The organism is Pseudomonas sp. HY7a-MNA-CIBAN-0227 (genome assembly GCF_040310325.1).
Lineage (GTDB): Bacteria > Pseudomonadota > Gammaproteobacteria > Pseudomonadales > Pseudomonadaceae > Aquipseudomonas.
On the sequence record NZ_JBEOPT010000192.1, the window covers coordinates 1 to 263 of the forward strand.

The 263-nt window shown below is 44.1% G+C and carries 1 pseudogene; it reads right to left on the minus strand.

The features are described 5' to 3' along the window. A pseudogene (locus AAEZ06_RS27525) lies at nt 1–263 on the minus strand (SAM-dependent DNA methyltransferase); the annotation flags it as partial.

A 263-nucleotide genomic window follows, 5' to 3' on the forward strand; every position in this document is an offset into this window, starting at 1 on the left:
GTCTAGGCCTACACTGCTAGCAGGATAATAGCCAAAGTCTGGCAACTGCTCAGTGGTGCAATCAAGACGGGAAAGCAGATCATCAAGCTTATCACCGTCAAGCGTGGTCACTGATTTGATGACCTTTGCACCAGTCTCGTCATACCAGCTGACTGCATCAAGGATTTGCTTACGCTCATTAGCTTTGAGCTTAATATCGGCTTGCGTTTTGATAAAGTCAGCTATCTTTTTAGTGAACTCATTAAAGTCAGTAAATAGCGCAT